We start from the raw sequence: 17,887 nt of genomic DNA, 5'->3' as shown, positions 1-17,887 counted from the left end.
ACGGATAGGGCTTAGCCTTCCGGACCCGCGGAAGCGAGATCGGTGGGTGGTACGGGGCCGTCGCGGTCGGCACGAAGGAGCACGATCGACCTGCTTTCCTCGAGTGGGCGCAGTGTCCGCCGGATGGGAAGGAGCAGGCCGGTGGCAACCTGGATAGCGGTTTGGAGAAGGCGAGCCGTTGCCACCGTCTCGTCCGTGGCGCGGGCACTGAGCACGATGCTCACATCCGCATCGAGCCAAAAACTGTCCTGTGGCGCACCGAGCTCGAGTTCACGTGGTGGGGGAAGGAGCGGCATGGATCGGCTCGCGTCCTGGCTCACGGCTGTTCCTCCTCTCGGTTCGCTCGTTCTTTCCAACCGTTAGGTGGGGTCAATGAACCGAGCGTGACAGCACGCCGGGCACCGGTCGCGCTCGGCACATTGGTCGGCAGCCCGAAGCAGGCGTCATGGGCCAGCAGGGCGAAGAGCATCGCTTCCTTGGCGGCGCTGTCGAGCCCGAGCGCTTCGACCGGGACGACGGGGACTGGCGCGAGGAGATCGCGCAGGACCCTCATGAGGGAGGGGTTGCGGGCGCCACCGCCGCTCACGACGACCTCGTCGATCGGTGGGAGCCAGCGCCGGTAGGACTCCGCGATCGCGTGAGCGGTGAAGGCCGTGACCGTGGCGACGAGGTCACAGGCTCGCTGGCGGAGGGTCGCTGGGACGCGCGGGTCGCGGAGGATGCCAGCGGGAAGACCGAACTCGTTCAAAAGCTGTCGGGCGAACGGCAAACCGTAGCGCTCGCGACCCGTCGTTTTGGGCGGGGGCTGATCGAGGAAGGGATCGGCCAGCAAGCGCTCGAGAAGCACGCGATCGACGCGCCCCTGGGCGGCGAGTGCCCCGTTTCGGTCGCAGTCGAGCTCTCCGGTGGTCAGGAGCTGGACGACGCCGTCGATCACCATGTTCCCGGGACCGGTATCGAAAGCGAAAACGTCCTCGCGCGGGGCACTCGCTGGAAGGTACGTGACGTTGCCGATGCCACCGATATTCTGGATGGCACGGTGGCGCGTCGGATGACGCAAGACGACCCAGTCGAGGTATGGTGTCAGCGGAGCCCCTTGCCCACCCGCAGCCATATCAGCGGCCCGGAAATCGGCGACGACCGGCACGCCAGTGCGCTCCGCGATGACCGCTGGATCGCCGATCTGGAGCGTTCCGCGGGCAGCGAGCGTCAGGAGTGAGCTGGGCGCTGGCTGGTGCCAAACCGTCTGTCCGTGGGAGCCGATCACGAAGACCTCGTCCAGCGAGCAACCAGCTGCCCGGCAGAGGGTCATCGCTGCCTCGGCGAACAGCTCACCGAGGATGACGTGGAGCGTACAGAGTCGTTCGAGTGCCGGCGGTGCCTGCTCGAAGAGCTGGAAAAGTTCTCGCCGCACGAGGGGTGGGAACGGTCGGGCTCGGTAGGCGAGAAGGTGCAGCTGTGCCTCCGGCCCGGCACCCCTGATGCGGACGAGGGCGGCATCGATCGCGTCTGCGGAGGTGCCGGAGAGCAGACCGATACAGAGACGGTTGCCCGATAGGGCCGTCCGCATCGTCAGCCGACCTCCCGAGCGGCTCGGGCGACGGCCTCGGTGAAGGCTGCTCGGACTGCCTCGATGCCGGCACGCACGACGGGATGGACGCGATTCGTCAGGAGGATGATCACGAGCTCGCGTTCGGGGTCGATCCAAAGGGAGGTGCCGGTAAAGCCGGTGTGTCCGTAGGCAGTGGGGTGAAGTCCACGTGCTGCGGCCGTACCGCTGAAGGCCAGCATCCATCCCAGACCGCGGCCGGGGGCCTGGGGCCTGGTCGCCTCGCTGACGAGGGAGGACGGCAAGAGCTGGCGTCCCTCCCAGCGTCCGTGGTCCAGCCAGAACTGGGCGAAACGGGCTAGCTCATCAGCTGGCGCGAAGAGCCCAGCGTGTCCAGCGATCCCCTCCAGACCGTAAAAGGCATTGCCATCGTGGACTTCACCCCAAATGACGGCTTCCCGCCACGGGGTGTAGCGCGCACCCGGTGGTCCCGCGCGGGAACGCTCGAACGCGTTTCCTCGCTCCGTCGCCGCGCTGCGTGGCCGGAGATCCGGTGGCGGGCGAAAGCAGGTCGCATGCAAGCTGAGCGGCGCGAAAACCTCCCGTCGAGCGAGAGTGGCGATGTCGTGCCCGGTCAGCGAGCGGACGATCTCGCCCAGCAGGATGAAACCGAGATCGCTGTAAATGACCTGAGTACCGGGTCGCGCGACGAGTTCGGTCTGAGCGATCGCCGCGAGATACTCGTCCGGGCTGTGCGCCCTCAGGCAGAGCGGTAACCAGGCGGGGAGCCCACTGGTATGACTGAGGAGTTGGCGGACCGTCACGCGACCGCTCCAGGGTGCAGCCCGGAGGGGTGGAAGGACCGTTCTGACGGGTGTCTCGAGGTCCAGCTCGCCCAGCGCGACCAGCTGGAGAATGCAGGGAAGGGTGGCGACAACCTTGGTCAGCGAGGCGAGGTCGAAGACGGTCTCCACGGTCATCAGGATGCGCTCTGGCTCGCGGCAGGCCCAGCCTGTGGCCGCACGGAGGACCACGCCGCGGCGATTGAGGACGAGCGCGACAGCCCCGGCGTAGGCATCGCGCGCCGAACCATCGAGGACAACTGCCCAGGCAGCGGCGAAGGGATCGTGGAGCGTCACTGCGCCTGCTCCTCGTCGACGCTCGCGGACACGCGGAGACCAGCAGCAGCGAGGCGGTCGTGCCACTCGGCGGTCGCGTGGGCGAGCTGGCCCCGGCAGTAGGTCGCGATCACCTGCAGGTCGGCGTTCAGGACGACGAAATCGGCATCGTAGCCGGGGAGCAGTCGTCCCTTGCGCTCGGCAACACCGGCGACGCGGGCCGGTGTGGTGGCCAGCATGGTGACGGCGTCCGCCAGCGGCACCCCGACGAGCGAGACGAGGTTGCGCAGCGCCTGGTCCATGGTCAGGATGCTCCCCGCCAGTGTGCCATCGCTCAAGCGAGCGACCTGCCCGTCGACGTGCGCCGGCAAGCCAGCGAACGAGAAACTCGTGCCTGTCGGGAGGCCCGCGGCTGGCTGCGCATCGGTAACGATGGCCGTGCGCTGCGGTCCGAGTGCGCGAATGAGGACGCGCATCGCGGGTGGTACGACGTGGTGTCCGTCAGCGATCAGTTCACCGACGGCGTGGTCGACCTCGACGAGCGCCCCGATCGGGCCGGGGGCACGGTGCAGGAGCGGCGGCATGGCGTTGAAACAGTGCGTCACCAGACGGGCACCAGCCTGGAAGGCACGCCGGGCTTGCTCATAGGTGGCGTCCGTGTGCCCGAGCGCGACCGTCACCCCATGCGTGACGAGCAGGTGCACGAGTTCCTCGGCACCAGGCAGTTCCGGGGCCAGTGTCATGACGCGGAGGAAGCCGCGGCTCACGGCGAGGAGGCGGGAGAGTTCGGTGCGGTCGGGTGCGCGGAGCCAGGAGGGGTGATGAGCGCCACGCCGCTTCGGGTTGAGGTACGGGCCCTCGAGGTAGATGCCGAGTGGCTCCGCACCCCGGCGTGCGAGGGTCATGGCTGTGGCCGCGGCGGCCAGCTGGCGTTCGGGCAGGCCGTCGGGTACCCCGACCACGTTGATGAGGAAGGCAGTCGTACCAGTCCGCGGGACCCAGGCCGCATAGGCGACGATTTCCTCCGGTTCCGTCGTGTGCAGGGCGAATCCGCCACCGCCATGCGTGTGGAGGTCGATGAAACCGGGAACGACCAGGAGACCGGTCGCGTCGATGACCGGACCCGTTCCGTGGGCAGTGGCTCCGACCGCCGCGATGGCGGAGTCGCCGACGACGAGCCAGGCTGCTGGGTCAGCGATTCCGGTGTCGATCAGTGTGGCTCCGGCCAGGACGAAGCGCATGCGGCGATCCTCATCGCGTCCGCGTGATCTTCTGCAGGCCACGCGGTCGGTCGGGATCGAGCCCGCGCGCCCGGGCGAGCGCGCTGGCGAAGAGTTGGCCGGGTATGACCCCGACGATGGGCGAAAGCCATTCTGGGACACCGGACGGAAGCTGGAAGGGCAGCTGAGCGCGCGCGAGGAGCTCGGGACGATCGGAGATCAGGATAAGAGCGGCCCGACGCCGCTCGAGATCGTCGAGCAGGGAGACGATGTCGTCGAGGACGGCTCCCGACACAGCGATCGCAACGACCGGGAAGCCAGGCTCGACCATGGCGATGGGGCCGTGGCGGAAATCGGCGGACGAGTACGGCTCGGCGACGAGCGCACAGAGTTCCTTGAGTTTGAGGGCGATTTCGAAAGCGGTAGCGTAGTTGAAGCCTCGGCCGATGACGACCAGCCGCTGCTCGTCCCGGAATGCTGCGGCGGCAGCGCAGGCTGGCTCCGCCTGCTCGATCGCTCGCGCGACTGCAGTGGGGATGCCCTGGAGCTCGCTCCAGCGCTCGGGCGAGGGGTGGAGGGCAGTGCTGAGCATGGCGAGCGCGAGGAGCTGGCTAGTGTACGTCTTGGTGGCGGCGATCGCGCGCTCCTCGCCGGCGAAAAGCGGGAAGACGAGTTCGGCCGCCTGCCCCAGGGGTGAGGCGGGGTCGTTGGTGACGGCGAGCGTCAAGGCGTGCTGGCGCCGAGCCTCCTCGAGTACGGCGACGATGTCGGGAGACTGGCCACTCTGACTGATCCCGATGACGAGGGCATCGCGGAGCGCAGGTGGTTGGTGGTAGAGCGTGAAGAGCGAGGGGGTAGCCAGGGCAACCGGGAGTCGGTTGACGGCACCGAAGAGATACTGCGCGTAACGAGCCGCATTGTCGGAACTGCCGCGGGCGGCGATGACGACGTAATGGGGATCGAATGCGCGAATGCGAGCGGCTGCTTCGATCGCCAGTGGTCGCGCGAGATCGAGCAATCGCTGGAGGATCGAAGGCTGGCTCTCGATCTCAGTCTGAAGCAACGACATGACTCACCCCTATTCGGTTCCGAAACGCGGGGAGATCGACGACTGTGCGCGTGAGGCGTGCTTCCTCGGCAGCGAAGGCGAGCAGGTGACTTTCGACCGCTTGCTGCGCGCTCGTGAGGACATCCGAGCGCTCACCGCGGACGGCGCGGACGAAAGCGCGGATGAGACCGAGATCGCCACCACCGTGTCCGCCGAGTGGCGGGCCGAGTCGGATCGTTTCGCTGTCGCCGGTCGCGTGGTCAACGACGACGATCTCGCGCCGTGACTCGTTCGCGAGCAGGGTGGCGCGCGTGCCATCGATGCGGACCGTTCGCCCTTCGACGTGCGAGCAACCTTGCATGGTGAGCGAGACTGCCAACTGTCCAGCGAACTCCATTAGGACGACCTGATGATCGACAGCCGTGTTGTCGCAGTGATAGACACAGCGTCCGTAGGGGCCAGTCCGTAGGGCTTCCAGGATCGCCTCTGGACTGGGATCGGGTGAGACGGCGTGCTGGAAGGCGCCACCATGAGCGGTGACGAGGTAGATGCGGGGGGCGAAGTAAGGACACTCGTCGGTGATCGGGCAACCGTCCAGGCAACGGTCGGGAACGCCTGGTGGGGCGTTCGCCGGGGTGAAGTGAGTCAGTGAGCCGAAGGAGGCAAGGCGCTCGCAGGGCCGATCGAGTATCCACACCAGGAGATCGAGGTCGTGACAACACTTGGTGAGAATCATCGGGCTCGTCCGCTCGGTATTGGCCCAGTTGCCGCGGATGAAGCTATGCGCGAAGTGATAGTAAGAGAGATTCTCGCGCCAGTCGAGCGAAACGATCTCCCCCAGGCGACCACTGTGCACCAGATCGTAGATCGTACGAAAGAAGGGCGCATAGCGGAGGACATGAGCGATTTGGAGTAGCCGACCGTGGCGGTGCGCGGTCTCGACCAGCGCGATGCAGTGCTCAGGGGTCGTCGCCATCGGCTTTTCGAGCAGGACATGGTAGCCGGCTTCGAGGAAAGCGATCGTACTGGGGTAATGGTCGCGGTCCATCGTGGCATTGACGAGGGCTGGGGCCAGTTGCGGCCGTTCAGCGAGTTCCTGCCAGGAACGAAACTGACGTTCAGGCGGAATGCCGTGCTCGCTGGCGAAGCGGAGACGGCGCTCGTCGTTCGGCTCCGCGACTGCCACGAAGCGCAGATCCCAGGGAAGTCGCCTGGCATACGCTCCGTAGGCGAGTGTTCCGCGGTTACCGGCACCGACCATAACGGCTTCGATCGGGGATGGCATCGCTCACCGAGTCCTCTCGAGATGGTAGACGCGACTCATGATCCTGTTTGGAGCGCCCACTGCGAGGGTGGTCTCCCCTCGCAGTGGGCCACGACACAGCTCGATCACACGGGCTTGAGACGACCCGTCCAGATCATCATGACCGCGAAATTGTCGCCGTACGGGGCATTGAGATAGATCGGGTCGTTGTCGGGTGGCCAGGGCTGGACACGCACCCCCTCGCGGACCGGGTTGTTTCCGTACCGCTCGAAAAGCGGGATCATGGGGAGGAGTTCGTTGAACGCGAGGGCGACCTTGGTGACGTTGGCCTTTTGCATCTCGGCATCGAGCCCGAGCCCGGCATCCACGACCAGCTGCTCCAGGTCGACCTCACCGAGGATATCGGTCTTTTGCTTCAGTTCGAAGCCCATACCGCGGCCGCCCTGGTTGGCGGCGATGGGGATATTGTGCGTGAAGAGGTCCTGGACGAAGGCGAAGTGAGGATGCGGGTTGGTCGTCGATCCCCAGGCCTGAATGGCGAGCTGGAAGTTCCCCTTATCGACCTCGATCGGTTGCTGGGAGTACGTCACGCTGCGCGGCGCCACTTTGATGCCGAAGCGAGTCAACTGATCGGCGACGTTCTGGGCGCTGGCTGACCAGTCAGCGTACTCTGCCGGGAAGAGGAGTTCGTATTCGGCGTTCTTTCCTTCGGGGGTCTGCCAGGTGTCACCGTTCTTGCGCCAGCCAGCTTGTTGCAGGAGTTCCGCCGCCCGATCGGGATTGTGGTCGTAGGTATTCAGCTTGGCGAGATCGGCCTGAGCGATCCAGTCGGGAACCAGGATGTCGGAAAAGCCGGCCATATACTTGACCGCTTTTCCGGAGTCACCCAAGGCGACCGTCCCGTTCTGGGCGCGATCGATCGCGTAGGCAAGCGCCTGGCGAGCGCGCTTGTCGCGGAACTCCGGAAGTTTGTCGAGGTTGAACAGGAGGGCGGGACCAGAGTAGACCGGCGGTCGGATGATGCGGAGTCCCTGTTGCTGGAAGGCCTTTTCCGTTGCCGGCGGGAAACCGTGGGTAGCGTAATCGACATCGCCGGCCAGGACCAACGGGGTGACGTCGGGTGTTTCGCCGTTGTAGATCACGAGCCGGTCGAATAGAACCTGGTCCGCGTTGACGCCGTTGGGGTTCTTGACGAGCGTGAGTTGCGAGTTCGTGATGCTGCCGTAATCGAATTGGAATGGTCCACTGGCGAGAATCTGCTGCGGTCGGAAGTTCTTGATTTCATCCAAGAGCGCCGTGCCCTCGGGGGAGTCCATCGGGAAGCGCGAACGGAGATCGGTATCCGGCGACTGACGGTACTGGCCAGTAGCTCGGCGGTCTTTCCATCCTGATGGGTCTTTGGGGCATGAATTTCGTCGAGATTCACGGTGCGACCGAGCGGTGGGGATGGTTCGTGTTCGTCGGTGCTCTCGCGTTGACGGTCGCTCTCGCCATCTCGTACGTCGGGCGGCGTGGTTTGTGGTGAATCGCTGGAGGGTGCGAGCGTTCGCAACGCTCGCACCCTCGGCACGCAGTGCAACCTCCTCGTCGCGACCGACTGCCTTGGCAGCCGGGGGAAGTCAGTGCGCAACACCCCCTGCGTTGGGCGTCTCGCGTCGGTGAGCGAGAGCCCGGAGATACTCCAGGACAGCCCGGTCGATCCAGTCGGCATCGAGCGGGATCCGCTCCTCGAAGTTCTCGTTGCCGATGAGCGTGGCATAAGCGCGGCGCGTTGCCTCGTCCCACTGGCCGTGCACCGGTCCCTGGTAGTAGCCGAGAGCGCGCATGAGTTCCTGGAGCTCGACGAGCACGGCGCCTTCGAGCGAGAGGCGATCTTCTGGCTTCGGCTTCTCGAAATAGAGGCGCCAGATTCCATACAGACGCTGGAGTTCAGCGACTGGCTCGGGATGATCGTCGACCCGGAGGTCGATGAAGCGATCGGTGTAGCCGCCGTAGCCGCCGCGCTCCTTGACGACGAGGAGCGCAGCGGATTGTTTCCCACGCCGGTCTCCTCCCGCTGCGTCGCCAGCCGCCAGTGCTGCCAGAAGACGCGCTGCCAGTGGGCCCTCGGTCGTCTCGAAGGCATGGGCCATGGCGTCGACCACTTCCGGGCCGGTGAGGATGTTTCCCTGTACGGCGTACCCTGGCCCCGTACGGCCGCCGGCCCACGCGTGACAGGCACTCCCGGTGAAGGTCGCCGTGCCGCCGCGCGCATCGACGATGCCGACTTGGCGCAACTCGCGTTCCGGGTCGTCGGCGAGAAGACGAGCGAGCGTCTCGCTAGCCGAATAGCCAGCTGCCATGAGCTCGAGGCCGGTCGGCCCGTAGGAGACGTTCGCATAGGACTGGGTGGCGACGGCGCCGACGCCGGCACGCGCCCAGGGGACGACGGCACCGACGGCGAGGAACTTGGAGGCGACAGCGACTCCCAGTTCACCGGTCGCCAGATCGACCGCAACGATCGAAAAGGTCGAGGGCTGCATCGTCTCCGCTCCTTTCTCATTCCTGCGCCGTCACACCGCGTAGCCGCGGGTCGAGCGCATCCCGCAAGCCATCGCCGACCAGGTTCAGGGCGAGAACGACGCTGAAGATGGCGAAACCGGGCACCAGCGCGAGATGGGGAGCGACACCGACGTATTGTCGCCCGTCGCTCAGCATGACGCCCCACTCCGGCTGCGGAGGCTGCGCACCGAGCCCCAGGAAACTCAGACCGGCGGCCGCCGTGATCATCCAGCCCACATCGAGTGTCGCTGCCACGATCAACGGTGACAAGGCATTCGGCAAGACGTGACGGAACAGAATGCGTCCGTGACCGGCACCGAGCGCGCGACTCGCCTGGATGAATTCCTGGTCACGGAGCGCGAGTGCGCTCGCCCGGACGATGCGGACATAGTACGGCACACCGGCGATCCCGACCGCCAACATCGCGTTGAAGAGGCCGGGGCCGAGCGCAGCGACGATCGCGATGGCGAGGAGCACGTACGGGAAGGCGAGCAGCACGTCGACGATACGGGAGACGACGGTATCGAGAAGTCCACCGAAGTAGCCAGCCAGAAGCCCGATCGGCACACCGACGAGCATGGCGACACCGACAGCCGCGAAACCGACACCGATGGAGGGGCGTGCGCCGTACAGGAGCCGGCTCAGCACGTCGCGGCCGAGCTCGTCGGTACCGAGAGGATACCCTGGTGTACCGGGGGGTTTCAGTCGCATGCCGAGGTTGGTCTTGAGGGGATCGTGGGGCGCGACGGCCGGACCGACAACGAGAACGACAGCGAGAACGGCCAGGAACAGGAGCGCTGCGACAGCCCAGCGGTCTTTGAGGAACCGCTGCCAGGCGCTCAGGGACGCTCGTCGGCTCTTGGTGAGTGGAAGCGCTTTTACCGTCTCCATCGTTCCACGCTCTCACGTTCGGACGCGCGGATCAACGAGTGTGTACAGCACGTCGACCAGAAGATTGACGAGCACGTACGTCGTCGCCACGACCAGCACTGCACCCTGGACAACCGGAAAGTCGCGCGCCAGGATGCCGTTGACCATGAGAAGTCCGAGGCCGGGCCACGAGAAGACCATCTCGACGAGCACCGCGCCACCAAAGAGGTAGCCGACCTGGAGACCGACGATGGTCAGGACCGGGATGAGCGCGTTGCGAAGGACATGCCGAAGGATCACGACACGCTCGGCCAGTCCCTTCGCGCGCGCCGTCCGGACAAAGTCCTGTCGGATGACCTCGAGCACGCTCGAGCGGGTCATTCGGGCGATCACGGCAGCAGGGCCGATACCCAGCGTGACTGCCGGAAGGACGAGATGATGGAGCGTATCGAGGAACCCGGACTGGCCCGGCGCATTCATCCCAGAGACCGGGAAGACCGGCAGCCGATAGGCCAGTCCAATCTGCAGGATCAAACCGAGCCAGAAGACGGGAAGGCAGAAACCGAGCAAGGCCAAGAGCATCGCCGCACGGTCCCAGACGCTGTATTGCCGGGTCGCCGAGACAACACCAGCGGTCAAGCCGATCGCGACAGCGATCACGGTCGCTGCTGTCGCGAGCAGAGCGGTGGCTCGAAAACGCGTCCAGAGCAACTCGGAGACGTCCCGCTTGAGCTGGAGGGATCGTCCGAAGTCGCCTTGCAGGACGTTTCCGAGCCAGCGCAGGTACTGGACCGGCAGCGGTTGGTCGAGTCCCAGTTCATGACGGAGGCGAGCCAGCGATTCCGCCGTCGCCTTCGGCCCGAGAATGATCATGGCTGGATCGCCGGGTGCAAGGTGCATGATGGAGAAAACCAGGATCGTCACACCCAGCCAGACCAGGACGAGTCCGAGGATGCGACGGATCAGAAACGCGACCATGCCGCCTTCGCCCTCTCACGCGGGTCGGCTCGTGGTGAGCGCCGACCTGCCCCACCCCGAGCTGTTCGATGAAGCCTGCACAGAAGCAGCACAGCGTCGATTATCCCCCGTCAGCTGCTCGCCAGAGTCACGTTCTGGAACCGGAACACGCCGGTCGGATGCAGCTTGAAGCCCTGGATGAACTTCTTCATCGCCACGATTTGCGTCTCGTGGTCGATCCAGGCCCACGGAGCATCCTCGACGAGCAGCTTGAGCGCCTGTTGATACAACTGCTCGCGCTTGGCGCGATCGTTGAGACGCTGTGCCTGCCGCAGGAGCTCGTCGACCTGCTCGTTCTTGTAATAGCCCATGTTGAAGCCGTTCGGCGGCCAGGCATCGCCGCTCAGGAGAATGAACAGGAAGTTGTCAGGATCACCGTTGTCGCCGATCCAGGACATCTCGAACATTTCAGGGAGTTCGTCCGGGTTTCCCAGTACCTTGTCGAGATACGTGCCCCACTCGAAGGTCTGGATCTCGGCCTCGATTCCGACTGCGCGGAGGTCCGCTTGGATCGCAGCACCCATCGCTTTGGGTTGCTGCATACCGGAACCCGATTCGGGGACCCAGAACGTTACCTTGAAGCCATTGGGATAACCGGCTTGGGCCAGGAGCTCCTTCGCCTTGGCTGGATCGTACCGATAGTCCGGCACAGCGTCGGTGTAGCCCCAGACAACCGGCGGCAACGGTCCTTTGGCCAAGACACCGGTCCCCTTGAGCAGCTCGTTCACGATGGCTTCTTTATTGATGGCGTAGTTGACCGCCTGGCGGACTTCCTTCTTGTTGAACGGCTCGCGACGGCAGTTGAAGACGATGTACCAGACGTGCATGCCCGGTTGCTCGAGTACCGTCACATTCGGTGACTGTTTGAGACGAGGCAGGTCGTCCGGCGGAATGTTCACGATGAAGTCGATCGAGCCGGCTTCGAACTCCGTGAGGCGAGCCCGATCCTCGATGATCGGTCGGAAGATCAAGCGCTCGACCTGCGGTTGCCCACCCCACCAGTTGGGGTTGCGCTCCAGGATGACCTCGACTCCGGGCTTCCACTCGACGAAACGGAAGGGCCCGGTACCGACCGGGTTCTTCGAGAAGTCTCGACCGTACTTCTGCACGGCGGCCGGGCTGACGATCGACGCTGCGTGGATGGCGACATTGGACAAGAACGGCGCATAGGGCTCTTTCAACACGATCTCGACCGTCTGCGGGTCGACAGCTTTGACCGACTGCACCTTCCCGAAGGTGAACTCTGCATAGGCGAACTCGCCGGTATCGTGGTAGGGATGGTTGGGATCGATCTGCCGGAGGATGCTGAAAACGACCGCATCGGCATCGAACGGTGTTCCGTCGTGAAAGGTGATGCCGGAGCGCAGCGAGAAGCGATACGTCAGGCCATCGCTGCTGACGTCCCACTTCTCGGCAAGACCCGGCTCGAGTTCGGTGCTCTCGTCCTTGAAGCGCACCAGCCGCTCGAACATGGGATCGACCGCGCGACCCGTGTTGTAGTCCGTGACCTGGTGCGGATCGAGCGTGACCGGCTCGGCTTGAAGACCGACCACGATCGTCGTCTTGGCTGGGCCCGTTGGCGGAGTCCCAGGTGCTGGCGACGCGATGGGCGCACCCTCGCTCGGTGTCGGTGTGGCCTGACCAACGCGGCACGCGGCGAGGAGTCCGCTCGTGCTCGCGGCGACGGCTCCGAGCGCGACCAACCGCAAGACGTTACGCCGCGTCATCCGTTGGTTCTCGTGCATGTCTCGCATCCCTTCACGCACCCTCAACAACCTGTACCGAGTCAGCCATGATAGCGGGCTGATCGAGTATCAGCAACCGAAACGGGTGTGCGTTGTGCGTGATGATATCTGATCGGATCACAAGAAACCCAGATTGCCGTCGGTCTCGTGCGGTATGACAACGATGAAGAGGACATTTGTGCAGCCTGAGTGCTGCGATTTCTTACCACCAGCGCTGGACGAGGCGCAGATTGCGTCCTTCGTTCTCCCAGGCCAGCCAGCCGAGGCCGACGAGAAGCGCGACGCAAGCCGCGAGCTCCCGCCGCGTGCCCGCGAAGTCGGTCGGACGCGGTTGGGCCGGGGTACCAGCTGGCTCCTGATCGGCGAGCGCTGCCTCGAGCCAGGCCTCGGCGAGGGTGAAGACGGTCCAATCCGGACACTCAGCGAAGCGCGCGGCGAGCCACTGGGCGATCGGATGGCTCGGCAGGAAGCGCGCGAGAAGTTCGGGGTCAGCGACGAGCTGGCGGGTCAGCTCATTCGCCTGGAATTTGCGACCGCTCTTGGGACGGTCACTCCGCGACGACGATGCATCGCGAGCGAAGTCGGTGACGTACGGGCAGGAGGGTATCAGGGGGCAATCGTGCTCCTGACAGGGCGGGATCCGGGTGCGGGGGGAGTCGAGCAACCCGAGGTCGCCGAGCAGACGCAGGACACCGCCCGGTAGGGCCTCCGGATCGCCCAGTTCCGCCTGGTGGATGCAGGCGATGCCGTTCTCCCCGAGGCGAGCGAGTCGCGCGGCCAGCGCCGTCAGGTCGATGACCAGGCGTTCAGCGGTCATCTCGTCGCCCCGCAGTGAAGCGATCGCGTGTCGGGAGGATGCGTGCGTCGCCGCGAGCAGCCAGGTGCTCGATCCGCTCGAAGACCGCACGGAAGCGCTCGCGGGCCTCGTGTTCGCTGTCGTTCTTGGCTGGAGCCGTGAAGGTGCGGCGATCGCCGACGAAGACGAGCAGGCTGCGGGCGCGGCTCAGCGCGACGTTGAGCCGGCGCCACTCGGCGTGGAGCGAACCGATCTCGCCCGCTGGGTTGCTGTTGACCAAGCTGACGATGATGATCTCGCGCTCGCCTCCCTGAAAGCGATCGACCGTGTCGACGCGCAGGCGCGCGAGCGCTGGGTGAGCGCGGGCGAGCTCTTGGCGGATGAGCGTGTTCTGGCGCCGGTATGGCGAGATGACGCCGATCTGATCGATGATAGTCTGGTGGGCCGACTCGGGCAGGTCGCGGAGAAACTCAGCGAGCACGGCAGCGATCAGTTCGGCTTCGCGCTGGTTCGTCCGTCCCTCGTCGTCGGCCGAGAAGACGGCGCCGCTGTCGCGAGCGAGTGGGTCATCGCTCGTGTCGAGGTAGACGACCGGTGGGCTCTGGCCGATGATCCCTGAAGGGATCGGCACGCCGAGCTCGTCTAACCAGTGCGCCAGGCGGCGGTCGGCGATCCGCCGATCGGCTGGACGCAGCTCGTCCTGGTAGAAGACGTGACTCACCAGGTCGCAGATCGGGTCATTCATCCGGTATTGCTCGGTCAGCCGGATACAGGCAGCGGGATAGCGACGATGCAGGCGTTCGAAGGCGGAGGTGCGCAAGCTATCGCCCGGTTGGATGCCGAGCCGTTCCACGTCGGGCCACGTCGCTGGTGACTCGGACGTGGTCACCACCGGCGGCAACTGATTCTCGTCGCCGACGAGGATGAGCCGCCCGGCATAGCCGAAGGGAAGGCGCCGCAGCGCCTGGAGGAACGCTGGCTCGGTGGCTTGTCCAGCCTCGTCGACGATGACGGTCTCGAAGGTCAGTCCGCGCAGCTCGGCTGCGTCGGCGGCACCCAGCGTGGCGACGAAGACAGCAGCATGCTCGCGGATCGTGCGCGCCCGGCGGCTGGAGGCGAGCAACCGTTGGATCGCCGCTTCGTCGTTGTCCGGTGGCTGGCGGCGCACGCGGGCGGAGAGCCCGCTGCGGGCGACCAGTGTCTGGGCAGCAACTTCCTCTTCCATGTCCTCGCGCTCGCTGCCGACGCGGACGAGGAAGGGGAGAACTTCGGGTACGTCCTGCCGCACCTTGCGTACCACCTCGTTGGCTGCCCGGTGCGTGTTGGTGAGGACGAGGACGGGACGGCGGCCGGCGGGTCGTGCCGGATCGAGCAGCGCGCGGGCGAGGAGACCACGCACGATCGCGGCGATGAGTGCCGTTTTGCCGGTACCCGGTGGCCCTTGGACGAGCAAGAGGTCACCCGGCTGGAGCGCGAGTGCCGCGGCCAGTGCCCGGCGTTGCGACTGGTTGAGTCCGCCGGCGAGCCAGCCGGGAAGCGTCGACGCGGTCTGGGGTAGGCTCGGCGGGCGGAGACCGAGGACAGTCTGTGTGAGCGCCGGAAGTTCCCGCCAGTCGATTTCTCGGCCCCGGGCTGATGCTGCGGTCATCGAGGAGACGAAGAAATCGGCCAGTCCTTCGAGTTGCCAGGCGCGCATGTCCCAGCCGGTGAGCTGATCGATCCGGTAGAGAGGGTCGTGTCCATCGGGTGTCAGCGGTACCCGATCACGCAACTCGACGGTGATCTCGTACTCGCCGAGCGCCACGACGGTCCCCTCCACCGAGAAGAGCTCACCCGGGCGGGGGATGCGCTCGCGGAGCCCGTCCGGCCATTGCGGCGTGATCAGGACCGTATCGTCCTCGCGGATCCGGGTGTCGAGCCGGCGCCCAGGGCGTTCGAAGGTGACGCGTTGCCCGTCCTGCTGGCGGAAGCGCAGCTCGCTCAACGTGATCCCTTCCTGCTCGAGGAGCGGCGCGGGCGTCTGGGTGAGGTGGAAGAAGCGCTCGCGCTCGGCATGCTCCTCGGCCTTGAGCTGGCGATGGAACCAGGCCCAATAGGAGAAGAGCGCCGGGGGAGCGTAGCGGAAGAGACCACTCAGTGGCTTCCCGTCCGGTTCTCGCGCTTGCGCACAGACTCGGCGCGAACGGGCGACACACGGCTTACAGGGAGGCACTTCACTGAGCAAGTCGAATTGACCGATGATCTTCGGCAGGCGCCAGTTCTCGGTAGCTCCATGGAGCCGGTAGCGATCGTAGCCGGTGAAGAGACCGCTGGCGATGCAATAGAAGACGTTGCGGGCTTGGGCGATGAGATCGACGAGGCGCTCGTCCCGGCGGGAGAGATCCAGGCGGAGTCGCCGTACCAGCGGATGCTGCTCGAGCGGCACGGCGGAGAGCCGTTTTTCGTCTACCAGTTCCACCACGGCATCGACGGACGGGAACCCGACGCTCTGCAAGACTTCGCGGTAGGCCAGGGCTTGCAAGCCGCCCGGTACGCTCTCGCCGGTGAGCGGGTCGCGCTCGGCGTGGAAAGAGCGCGTCTTGACCTCGGCGATCCGCAGTGGCGAGGCAGTTGGGTGGAGGGGAACCTCGACGCGGTCAGCGCGGCCGGAGAGCCCTCTCGTGGGGGAGTAGAAGAGCCGCTCGAGGTAGAGCTCGAAGGGTTCGGCAGCCGGATCGAGTGTCCTCTCGACCTGATCGAGGATGGAGTTCGCTGCCTCGAAAGAGAGGCGCAGATCCTTGGGCGGAAGACCGTCTTTCGTCTCTTTGGCGGCGAGCAGCGTCTGGATCGTGCGCGTCCACTCGGCCCAGACAGCGGCTCGGTACTCGGCAGCGGCCAGCTGGCGGTCACCGGTGGAGGCGAAGGTCACCAGCGCGCGACGGTAGCCAGCGTGGATGGCGCGACCGCGGATGTCGCTCGGCTGCGGCTCGCGCTCGCGGAAGTCGCGCGGCAGGCCGAGGAAGCGCTCGAAGAACACCTGGAGCGGGCACTGATAGAGTTGCTCGACCAGGCTGCCCGTCACCGTGTACTCTGGTGCGACGATGAACTTGAGGAGGATGACTTGTCGCCAGCCGCTTGCGGTGATGGCGGCGACCGCTCGGAGCACTTGCAAGCGGAGCGGTGTCGCGATGCCGCGTCGGGCACGTGCCTCGAGGACATGCGCGAGTACCGGGAAGTAGTGCGAGAACGGGTTGGGGTTTGGACAGCCCGGGTACCACTCATTGGTGTAGACAGTGCAGTAGCCCAGGGGACGATCGTCCTCGGTGGTCGCGTGCAGGACGAGCTTGCGCCGCTCGTCGCGGCGGGGAGCTGGTTTGACTAAGACGGGCACGTCGAGCCACTGTGGGATTCCAGGGTTGGCGGCGAGTTCTCGCCAGGCGCGGAGTGCGCGGTCGCTGGCGGATTCCACGTGGTCAGGCATCGGGCGACTCCTCGGCCGGGCTGGATTCTGGAACGTACAGGGCCAGCGCGAAACGATGCGTGGCCGCGATGGCGTCCTCGCCCCACGCCTCGGTCAGGGCGGCAGTGATTGCCCGGTAGAGATCGCGCGGCCAGGCTTCGGCCGCCAGCTTGTGGAGTTCGGCTGCTTGCTCCTCGGGAGGGTCGAGGAGCAGCGCGAAGACGGCCTGCGCCCGCTGGAGCAGGGTCAGGAGGCCATCGTCCGCATGGCCGCTGGTGATGCCGGCCCGTTGGGCGAGGCGAAGCAGCCAGGCGAGCGTGGTTTCCGCCCCCTCGTTCCGCAGCAGCGCCACACGAGCGCGGAACAGGGCCCAAACACACCAGGCCTGATCGTCGGTCGTGGCCTGCTTCCAGGCTTGGCCCAGGCGCTCGGCCTCGCGAGCGTAGAACGCACGTTCGGCTTCTGGCAGTTGGTCTAGCGTGGGCAGGAGTTCCTCGACGAGACGCACGCTCGGCAGCGCTTTTTCTCTGGCCTGGCCAGGCACGAGACGGAGGAGCTCTTCGACGAGCCGGTAGAGTGCCCAGCCGAGCGCGATGCGCTGCTGGTTATCAGCGAAACGAGCGAAACTCGCGGCGCGCGCGAGACTCATGGCAGCGCTGCGGAGATCCCAGGTGGCCAGCGCGCGATAGGCGGCAGCCAGTTCGTCGCGAGCCAGGTCTTCGGCCGGCGTGAGCAGTGCGCCGTCGAGCTGGAGGAGGGCACCGAGACGCTCGGCAGCCAGTGCAGCGATCGCACCCTCGCGCAGTGCTTCGGCCACGCGCCGGACGGGTCGTGGAGAAACGACGGGATCGCCGCCGGCGAAGCGCTCGTCCCGCAGCTTCTCGACCCGCTGTTGGACCTGGTCGAGCAATGCCTCGCTCGCCTCGCGATCAGCGGTCACTGGAGGGATGGCGGCCGCCGGTTCTTCTGGAACTGGCCGAGTCGCCATGCGCGTTGTCCCCCGCTCGTGCACGCACTGCTCGTACCGCGATCGTAGCCGAGCGCGGGGGCTGTGTCCAGGGCTGCACGGGAGTGTGGAACCGCCGATGTGGCATCGGCTGATGGCGGCCGAGGACGAGCCGCTGAGCGTGGGGGAAAATGACGCCGCGCTCGATCGAGGTGCGAGCTGTCTCGCCGGCGGCTGAGCGCGTTATACTGGAGCCTCAAGAGGCTATGGCCGAGCGAGCTGGATGAGGTGGCGCAGCCGGCCGCTGGCGGCTGGCGATGGATGGGGAGCGGAC

General features: G+C 66.0%; 14 protein-coding genes. All 14 read right to left on the bottom strand.

The genetic code is table 11. The features are described from left to right. Positions 1-11 precede the first annotated feature (11 nt). Positions 12-320, bottom strand: a complete 309-nt coding sequence (locus tag TRD_RS12405) for a hypothetical protein (protein WP_012642753.1) — start codon at positions 318-320, stop codon at positions 12-14. Further along, the gene (locus TRD_RS12400) at positions 317-1,570 is read right to left on the bottom strand and encodes an anhydro-N-acetylmuramic acid kinase (protein WP_012642871.1); all 1,254 of its coding nucleotides are present in this window, start codon (positions 1,568-1,570) and stop codon (positions 317-319) included. Before TRD_RS12400 ends, TRD_RS12405 begins: the two co-directional genes overlap by 4 nt. A 2-nt stretch (positions 1,571-1,572) precedes the next feature. Then, positions 1,573-2,688: a serine hydrolase domain-containing protein gene (locus tag TRD_RS12395; protein ID WP_012643020.1), complete on the bottom strand. Its 1,116-nt coding sequence runs from the start codon at positions 2,686-2,688 to the stop codon at positions 1,573-1,575. Then, a complete protein-coding gene (gene nagA, locus TRD_RS12390; protein ID WP_012642470.1) occupies positions 2,685-3,908 on the bottom strand; it encodes an N-acetylglucosamine-6-phosphate deacetylase in 1,224 nt (407 codons plus the stop codon). Before nagA ends, TRD_RS12395 begins: the two co-directional genes overlap by 4 nt. A 10-nt stretch (positions 3,909-3,918) precedes the next feature. Then, the gene (locus TRD_RS12385) at positions 3,919-4,956 is read right to left on the bottom strand and encodes an SIS domain-containing protein (RefSeq protein ID WP_012643155.1); all 1,038 of its coding nucleotides are present in this window, start codon (positions 4,954-4,956) and stop codon (positions 3,919-3,921) included. Further along, positions 4,937-6,220, bottom strand: a complete 1,284-nt coding sequence (locus TRD_RS12380; protein WP_012643196.1) for a Gfo/Idh/MocA family protein — start codon at positions 6,218-6,220, stop codon at positions 4,937-4,939. The genes TRD_RS12385 and TRD_RS12380 overlap by 20 nt, the downstream gene beginning before the upstream one ends. Positions 6,221-6,324: 104 nt before the next feature. Next, the gene (locus TRD_RS12375) at positions 6,325-7,515 is read right to left on the bottom strand and encodes an ABC transporter substrate-binding protein (RefSeq protein ID WP_012642563.1); all 1,191 of its coding nucleotides are present in this window, start codon (positions 7,513-7,515) and stop codon (positions 6,325-6,327) included. 303 nt (positions 7,516-7,818) lie between these two features. Next, a complete protein-coding gene (locus TRD_RS12370) occupies positions 7,819-8,721 on the bottom strand; it encodes a DUF1028 domain-containing protein (protein ID WP_012642817.1) in 903 nt (300 codons plus the stop codon). 16 nt (positions 8,722-8,737) lie between these two features. After that, positions 8,738-9,631, bottom strand: a complete 894-nt coding sequence (locus tag TRD_RS12365) for an ABC transporter permease (protein ID WP_012642719.1) — start codon at positions 9,629-9,631, stop codon at positions 8,738-8,740. 12 nt (positions 9,632-9,643) lie between these two features. After that, a complete protein-coding gene (locus TRD_RS12360) occupies positions 9,644-10,588 on the bottom strand; it encodes an ABC transporter permease (RefSeq protein WP_012642867.1) in 945 nt (314 codons plus the stop codon). 110 nt (positions 10,589-10,698) lie between these two features. Next, entirely contained in the window at positions 10,699-12,372 is a 1,674-nt protein-coding gene (locus TRD_RS12355) for an ABC transporter substrate-binding protein (protein WP_012643212.1), read from the bottom strand. Between the two features lie 202 nt (positions 12,373-12,574). Beyond that, on the bottom strand, positions 12,575-13,189 hold the full coding sequence (locus TRD_RS12350; protein ID WP_012642894.1) for a hypothetical protein: 615 nt from the start codon (positions 13,187-13,189) through the stop codon (positions 12,575-12,577). Further along, entirely contained in the window at positions 13,179-16,628 is a 3,450-nt protein-coding gene (locus TRD_RS12345; RefSeq protein WP_012642522.1) for an AAA domain-containing protein, read from the bottom strand. The genes TRD_RS12350 and TRD_RS12345 overlap by 11 nt, the downstream gene beginning before the upstream one ends. After that, positions 16,621-17,595 (bottom strand): hypothetical protein, encoded by a 975-nt coding sequence (locus TRD_RS12340; protein ID WP_041437354.1) that lies wholly within the window; start codon positions 17,593-17,595, stop codon positions 16,621-16,623. The genes TRD_RS12345 and TRD_RS12340 overlap by 8 nt, the downstream gene beginning before the upstream one ends. Between the last annotated feature and the right edge of the window lie 292 nt (positions 17,596-17,887).

Origin of the sequence: Thermomicrobium roseum DSM 5159 (assembly GCF_000021685.1) — a bacterium.
Taxonomy (GTDB): domain Bacteria; phylum Chloroflexota; class Chloroflexia; order Thermomicrobiales; family Thermomicrobiaceae; genus Thermomicrobium; species Thermomicrobium roseum.
The sequence above is the reverse complement of the archived record's forward strand: the minus strand, read 5'-3'. Positions and strand labels throughout refer to the sequence as shown.